This is a genomic window from Dietzia sp. B44 (genome assembly GCF_014145245.1).
Taxonomy (GTDB): Bacteria; Actinomycetota; Actinomycetes; order Mycobacteriales; family Mycobacteriaceae; genus Dietzia; species Dietzia natronolimnaea.
The window spans coordinates 12,204-18,819 of record NZ_JAALEF010000206.1; the positions used below are offsets into that span (position 1 = coordinate 12,204).

8 protein-coding genes are annotated in these 6,616 nt (G+C 71.8%); 5 read left to right on the top strand and 3 right to left on the bottom strand.

The features are described from left to right. Both G6017_RS07725 and aztB read right to left on the bottom strand, forming a co-directional pair. A partial coding sequence (locus G6017_RS07725) for an ABC transporter (RefSeq protein WP_182616780.1) occupies positions 1 to 923 on the bottom strand: 923 nt, incomplete at its 3' end. A gap of 23 nt (positions 924 to 946) precedes the next feature. Further along, complete coding sequence (gene aztB / locus G6017_RS07730) at positions 947 to 1,885, bottom strand: zinc ABC transporter permease AztB (protein ID WP_182616782.1); 939 nt, start codon at positions 1,883 to 1,885, stop codon at positions 947 to 949. Positions 1,886 to 1,938: 53 nt separating this feature from the next. Between aztB and G6017_RS07735 the strand changes: the two genes are divergently transcribed. Next, the gene (locus G6017_RS07735; RefSeq protein WP_182616784.1) at positions 1,939 to 2,595 is read left to right on the top strand and encodes an ATP-binding cassette domain-containing protein; all 657 of its coding nucleotides are present in this window, start codon (positions 1,939 to 1,941) and stop codon (positions 2,593 to 2,595) included. Between the two features lie 2 nt (positions 2,596 to 2,597). Next, entirely contained in the window at positions 2,598 to 3,407 is an 810-nt protein-coding gene (locus G6017_RS07740) for an adenylate/guanylate cyclase domain-containing protein (RefSeq protein WP_182616786.1), read from the top strand. Positions 3,408 to 3,428: 21 nt separating this feature from the next. Here the strand turns inward: G6017_RS07740 and G6017_RS07745 are convergent, their stop codons facing one another. Beyond that, positions 3,429 to 4,049: a TetR-like C-terminal domain-containing protein gene (locus tag G6017_RS07745; RefSeq protein ID WP_182616787.1), complete on the bottom strand. Its 621-nt coding sequence runs from the start codon at positions 4,047 to 4,049 to the stop codon at positions 3,429 to 3,431. A 52-nt stretch (positions 4,050 to 4,101) separates the two neighbouring features. Here G6017_RS07745 and G6017_RS07750 point away from each other — a divergent pair, with 52 nt between their 5' ends. The 3 genes from G6017_RS07750 to G6017_RS07760 all read left to right on the top strand — a co-directional run. Further along, positions 4,102 to 5,268, top strand: coding sequence for an Rv3169 family protein (locus G6017_RS07750; RefSeq protein ID WP_182616789.1), 1,167 nt, complete (start codon positions 4,102 to 4,104; stop codon positions 5,266 to 5,268). Then, positions 5,265 to 6,263 (top strand): TIGR03617 family F420-dependent LLM class oxidoreductase, encoded by a 999-nt coding sequence (locus tag G6017_RS07755; RefSeq protein ID WP_182616790.1) that lies wholly within the window; start codon positions 5,265 to 5,267, stop codon positions 6,261 to 6,263. Before G6017_RS07750 ends, G6017_RS07755 begins: the two co-directional genes overlap by 4 nt. Then, positions 6,260 to 6,616 (top strand): PEP/pyruvate-binding domain-containing protein (locus G6017_RS07760; RefSeq protein WP_277819583.1); only part of this gene is annotated, 357 nt, incomplete at its 3' end. The genes G6017_RS07755 and G6017_RS07760, both read left to right, overlap by 4 nt.

The following is a 6,616-nucleotide window of genomic DNA, read 5'->3' on the forward strand; positions in this document are numbered from 1 at the left end:
AGCAGCCAGAAGCCCTGGTCCCCGGCGAGCGCGGCCACGGCTGGCCGGCCCTTGCGTCCCCGGAAGTCGGTCGCGCGCGGCGCCTGGGTCCCGTCGGGGAAGGCGATGTGCTCGAACTTCGGTTCGCCCTCCTCGTAGGTGGCCAGCAGCGCCCCGTCCGCGCACCCCACGACCAGACCGATGCGCGTGGTCGCGGCTCCCTGAGCGTCCGCGCAGGGTGCGGTCGCACCGTCGACCGGCGAACCGTCGGCCCCGTGGAACCCGACCCCGGAGGCTCTCCCCGACTCGTCCACGGAGGTGACGAGCGCGCCGCTTCCGAGGGGAGCGGCCAGACCGTCGTGCGGCTCGGTCTCGAGCCGGAAGACCTCCTCGATCCGCCCCTCGGACAGCGCCTCGTTGCTGAGTAGCACCGCCTCGCCCGACTCGGGGAAGAACACCCCGGTGCCGCCGGTGGTCGCGTTGCCGGAGGTCGTGACGACCGCCGGCCCCTCGCTGGCCACGGTCCCCAGAACGCTCGGGGAGGTCCGGTAGTAGTGGAAGTGGTCGACGTGATCCCACGTCCACACGCCGCTGTCGACGATCTCCACGCCGGAGTCGGTGTCGGCGAACAGGTACCGACCGTCCGAGGTGACCGCAGTGGGCGGGTCGATACTGCCCGGTTCGGACGAGGTCCCGTCCAGCAGGTTGAGCATCCCGACCGCACCGGTGCGGTCGATGCTCACCAGGTGTAGCTGCGGCTCGGCCACCTCCTCGGCGCCCTCGATCTCGCCGTGCCCGCTACCGGTCTCCTGCGGCGAGGACTCCTCCACAGTCGTGTCGGTCCCGGGCGGGGCGGCGTTCGGGTCGTCCGTGCCACCCGCGCATCCGGTGAGGATAAGGGCGACGACGACGCCGAGGGGGGCGATCGATCTGAGGGTGCGCATGCTCTGCTTTCTCGAGGGGTGTGTCACGGGGCGGGCGCTTCCGCTGCGGCCGGGGTGACGGGGTTGACCGGGCTGACCGGGCTGATCGGGCTGACCGGGCCGACCGGGCCGACCGGGGGACGGTGGCGCGAGAGCCGGGTGGCGCGAATCGTCTGGAGGGCCGCGTGCACAGACGCCGAGACCCCTGCCAGCGCGATCGCGGAGAACGCGATGGAGGAGCCCGCGGCCGTCCCGGCGTGCCAGGAGGCGAGTAAACCGATCACCACGGCGGCGCTCCCGAACACCGCGGCGAGCACCATCGTCGAGGGGATGCGTCTGGTCCATCGGTTCGCGGCCACGACGGGGGCGAGCAGCAACGCCACCACCAGCAGGGTCCCGACGGCCTGGTACGAGGCCACCACCGCGAGGGTCACGAGTCCGACGAGCGCCACCTGGGCGACCCTCGGCCGCAGCCCCAGGGTCTGGGCGACGCGGGGATCGAAGGCCGCGGCGACGAAGGCCCGGTGGAAGTGGGCGGCCACGACCAGCGTGACCGCCAGCGCGGCGGCCAGGGTGATGAGTTCGGGACCGCGGATCGCCAGGATGTCACCGAAGAGGATGGCCGTGGCGTCCGTGGCGAAGCTTCCGGAGTGGGACACGATGATCACCCCGACCGAGAGCATCGTGACGAACAGCAGCCCGATCGTGGTGTCGTAGGAGAGCTTGCCGCGCTTCTGCAGCGCCCCGATCGCCGCGCTCATCGCCACCGCACTGACGGCCCCGCCCACCAGGGCCGGGAAGCCGAGAACGGTGGCCAGTGCGACTCCCGGGAGCATCCCGTGCCCGATCGCCTCGCCGAAGAACGCCATGCCCCGGATGACGACCCAGGTGCCGACCACTCCACAGATCACCGCCACCAGGACGCCGCCGACGAGAGCCCGCGCGACGAACGCGGTACCGAACGGATCGAGGAGCAGGGGCACGAGGACGCACAGTATCCATAACGACATTCATTATCAACAAGGAGGCGCAGAGCATGCCCCCACCGGGACCGGCCATCAGCGCCCACGGGCTGTGTTACGGCTACGCGGGTCGAGAGGTCCTCCACGACGTCTCCGTGGAGCTGGCGTACGGGACCGTCACCGCGTTCGCCGGCCCCAACGGGTCGGGGAAATCCACGCTCGTGGAGCTGCTCGCCGGCGTCCGGTCGCCCCTGAGGGGCGAGGTGCGTCGGCTCGGCTCGGTCTCACTCGTGGTCCAGCGGCCCGCCGCGCCGGAGACCCTTCCCCTCACCGTTCGCGACACCGTCTCCATGGGGACGTGGGGGCGACGGATCGGCAGGCGGGAGGCCCGGGGCGTCGTGGCCGAGATGATCGCGGCGGTCGGCCTGGACGGTCTCGAGTCCCGGTCCCTGACGGAGCTGTCCGGCGGCCAGCGACAGCGCGCGCTCCTCGCCCAGGCGCTCGCGAGCCGCGCCGACATCGTGTTGATGGACGAGCCGGATGCGGGCCTGGATTCCGCCAGTCGGCAGCACATCCATGCCCTCCTGGTCGAGCAGGCCGGCCGGGGCGTGGCCGTCGGGTGCGCGTCCCACGACGAGCGCTTTGTCGCCACCGCCGATCGCGTGGTCCGCCTGGAGTCCGGGCACGCCACCACACACGGCACCACGGGAGCACGTGCGGCTACCCTCTGAGCATGTCGAACCCTCGGTGGGAGCGGGCGCGCGCGTCCGCCGCCCGAATCGCAGCGGGCGCCCGCGATATCAACAGACACCCCTCCGCGGTCGAGGCGTTGCGCCGCGCCCGGCGCGCGTTGCCCGGCGATTCCGGGTTCGGAGATCCGCTCTCGGCGGCGGGCCGCGACAGCGCGGGGACGATCGCCCGCGTGGCCGGTCGCCTGTTCGACGAGCAGCCCACCGCCTCGCGCGAGTTGTCCCTGGGCGGGTTGCAGGTGTGGCACGCGCTGACGCAACGGTCCGGCCGAGGCGGCAGCGGGAGCGAGGTGACCATCGTGTTCACCGACCTCGTCGGGTTCTCCAACTGGGCCATGCGCGTCGGCGACGAGGACGCTCTACGGCTGCTGAGGGAGGTCGCCTCGGCCACCGAGCCGGAGGTGCGGAACCACCGCGGGCACGTGGTCAAGCGCCTCGGCGACGGCCTCATGGCGGTCTTCCCGTCGCCCCAGCTCGCCTTCGATGCGGTCGTGGCCTGCTCCGCCGGGCTCGACCGCGTGGAGGTCGCCGGCATGCGGCCCCGGATCCGTGCCGGCATCCACACCGGGAACCCCCGCCTGATCGGCGGCGACTACCTGGGCGTCGACGTCAACATCGCCGCCAGGCTGGCGGAGAAGGCGGGGACGGGCGAGATCCTGGTCAGCGAGACCACTCTCCCCGGACTGGATGAGTCCAGGGTGTCCACGCGTCGCAAGAGGAGCTTCCGGCTCACCAAGGCCAAGGGGGTCCCCGACGAGGTCGCCGTCTACACCGCGGTCCCCCGCCAGCAGTGACGGCTGCGCGCGCGGCAGCCGCTACTCGGATGGGCCGGGCCACCGCCCGGTGATGAGCTCGGTCATCTCGTCCACCCACGCCTCGTCGAGGGCGGCGTCCCGGCGGACGAGGATGCGGAAGATCACGGTGCCCGCGACCACTTCGGCGAGCATGGGCAGCTGGTCGTCGCCGCGCCGGGACCGGCCGAAACGGCTCTCGAACGCGGTGAGGTTGCCGGCCAGTCGGGCGATCATCTGGTCGTGGACCACGGGGTCGGCGACGGTGTCGGCGATCAGTCCCGGCAGCGCCACGCGCACCTCCGGCCGGTCGAACATCGACCGGATGGTCTCCACCAGCGCCCTGATGTCGCTGCGGACGTCCCCGGAGTCCGCCGGCAACACGACGGTCTCCGCGGACAGCACGGCCTCGTGGACGAGCTGCGCCTTGCCCGACCACCGCCGGTAGATGGCCGCGGTGGTCGTCCCCGCGCGCGCGGCGATCGCCGAGAGCGACAGCGCCGGATAGCCCGTCTCGAGGATGAGCTCCCTCGTCGCGGCGATCACCGCGGCATCGATCCGGCCGTCGCGCGGCCGCCCGGCACCAGACCGGCCCCCGGCGGACTTGGCCGATTTCCCGCCAACCGTGCGCCCGTCTGTTGTCATGGGTTCACCCTAGTTCCAATACAGTGCGCATCGTATTTTCAGGGAGAGACCCGTGAAGCTCAGCCCGCTCGACGAGTACCCGATCCACCAGACCCACGCGCCGGTCACCTGGCCCGCCACCTCCGACCGGAACTTCTACGACCGGTCGTACTTCAACGTGCTCGACCGCGAGGGCCGATTCATGGCCCTGACCGGGATCGGGTACTACCCCAGGCTCGGGGTCAAGGATGCCTACTTCGTGGTCCGCCGTGGTGACACGCAGACCGCGGTGCACCTCAGCGACGCGATCGACGACGACCGCCTGCACCCGAACGTCGGGGGATACGCCCTCGAGGTGATCGAACCCCTGCAGGAGCTGCGTCTGACGCTGGCTCCGACGGAGGGCATCGCCGCGGACCTGACCTGGCGGGGACTGTTCCCCGCCGCCATGGAGGAGCCGCACTCGATGCTCACCGACCGGCGGGTGACGCTGCAGGCCAGCCGCTTCGCGCAACTCGGCTCGTGGGAGGGGTGGATCGAGGTCGACGACGAGCGGATGGAGGTCACCCACTCCTCGTCGGTCGCCGCCCGGGACCGCTCGTGGGGCATCCGTCCCGTCGGCGAGGCGGACGCACCCGGCCGCCCGGACACCGCGTTCCGGGGCATGTGGTGGCTCTACCTGCCCCTTGCGTTCGACGACTACCAGCTGTTCCTCATCCTGCAGGAGGACCCCGACGGCCACCGCAGTCTCTATGACTGCACCCGTCGCTGGCGGGACGGCCGCGTCGAACAGCTCGACGGCGTGCGCGTGGACGTGGACTACCGCGCTGGCACGCGGATCCCGACGGGCGTCCACGTGGAGTTCATGAACCGCGCCGGCGACCGGTTCCGGCTGGACGTGGAGTCCAGGCTGTACGCGCCGATCGCGTTCGGGTCGGGGTACGGCGGCGACTCCTCCTGGGCGCACGGCAGCTGGAAGGGCGAGGGGTTCACCGAGCGGGTGAGCTTTGACCTCACCGACCCCGACGTGATGGCCGGGGCCGCGTTCAGCCTCATCGACCACGTCGGCCACGCCGTCTGCACGGAGGCCGACGGGACGACGCGCGAGGGCGCCGGCCTGTTCGAGCACGGCGTGATCGGACCGCACCACCCGTCGGGCTTCACGGACTGGACCGACGGTGCGGGCTCGGGTTCAGACGCCGACTCGGGCTCCCCCTCGCGGACCGGAGCGCAGGCGTGAAGATCATGACGGCCCTGTTCGGCCCCACCGACGTGGTCCACCGCGCGGAGGCGCTCAAGGAGGCCGGTGCGTCCGGGGTGTTCACCTTCGAGGGCCCGCACGACGTGTTCACCCCCCTGGTGCTGGCCTCTCAGGTCCCCGGGCTGGACGTGATGTCCAACGTCGCGATCGGGTTCCCCCGCAACCCCATCCAGCTGGCGCACCAGGCCAACGATCTGCAGCTGCTCAGCGAGGGCCGGTTCGTCCTGGGCCTGGGCACGCAGGTGCGGGCGCAGATCGAGAAACGTTACGGGGCCGAGTTCGACCGTCCCGTCGAGCGGATGAGGGAGCTGGTGGGGGCGCTGCGGGCCATCTTCGCCACCTGGGCCACCGGCGAGCGCCTGGACTTCCGCGGAGAGTACTACCGACACACCCTCATGACCCCCACCTTCGTCCCCGGGCCCAACCCGTACGGTCCGCCGCCCATCTACCTGGGCGCGCTCGGGCCGCGGCTGACCCGGGCCACCGCGGAGGTGGCCGACGGCCTGCTGGTGATGCCGTTCGGGTCGAAGAAGTTCCTCCACGAGGCCACGATGCCGGCCGTGCGTGCCGGACTGGCCGCCGCCGGTCGCGGCGAGGAGGACTTCGAGGTGGTGCCCGAGGTGATCGTGTCCGTGGCCACCGGGGCCGACGACGACCACGTGTCCACGCGCCGCCTGCTGGCGTTCTACGGCTCCACGCCGGCGTACAAGCCCGTGCTCGACGCCCACGGGTGGGGCGACCTCCAGCCGGAGCTGAACACCATGTCCAAGCAGGGCCGCTGGCAGGAGATGACGTCGTTGATCAGCGACGACATCCTGCACACCATCGCCGCGTGTGGCTCCCCTGCCGAGGTGGCCGCGCACGTCCGCGACCGCGTCGACGGGGTGTCGGACCGCCTCTGCCTCTATCAGACGGGCCCCATCGCCACCGATGCGCTGGCCGAGATCGTCGACGCGCTGGGAGGCGAGCGATGACGCCGACGGTGGTCGAGTTCGACGAGGTCGCCGACGACCGCTACGGCGGGAAGGCCGCGGGGCTGGCCGAACTCCGGCGCCTCGGCCTGGACGTTCCCCGGGGGTTCGTGATCGCGGACGCGTCGGATAACCTCGTCGTCGTCGACCTCTCCCGGTGGTTCGACCGCATGGCCGACGCCGGCGCGACGCCGGTGGCCGTGAGGTCCTCGGCGGCCGGGGAGGACGGTGAGGACCACTCGTTCGCCGGCCAGTACGACACGGTGCTGGGCGTGGACTCCGCGGCGCGCTTCGTCGACGCCGTGCGCACGTGCGTGGCCTCGGTGGACTCCGGCCGCGCGGCGTCCTACCGCGCG

Excerpts from the sequence above, each read along its gene's own strand:
- G6017_RS07735 (WP_182616784.1), top strand. The coding sequence starts at position 1,939 with ATGCCCCCACCGGGACCGGCCATCAGCGCCCACGGGCTGTGTTACGGC.
- G6017_RS07740 (WP_182616786.1), top strand. The coding sequence starts at position 2,598 with ATGTCGAACCCTCGGTGGGAGCGGGCGCGCGCGTCCGCCGCCCGAATC.
- G6017_RS07745 (WP_182616787.1), bottom strand. The coding sequence starts at position 4,049 with ATGACAACAGACGGGCGCACGGTTGGCGGGAAATCGGCCAAGTCCGCC.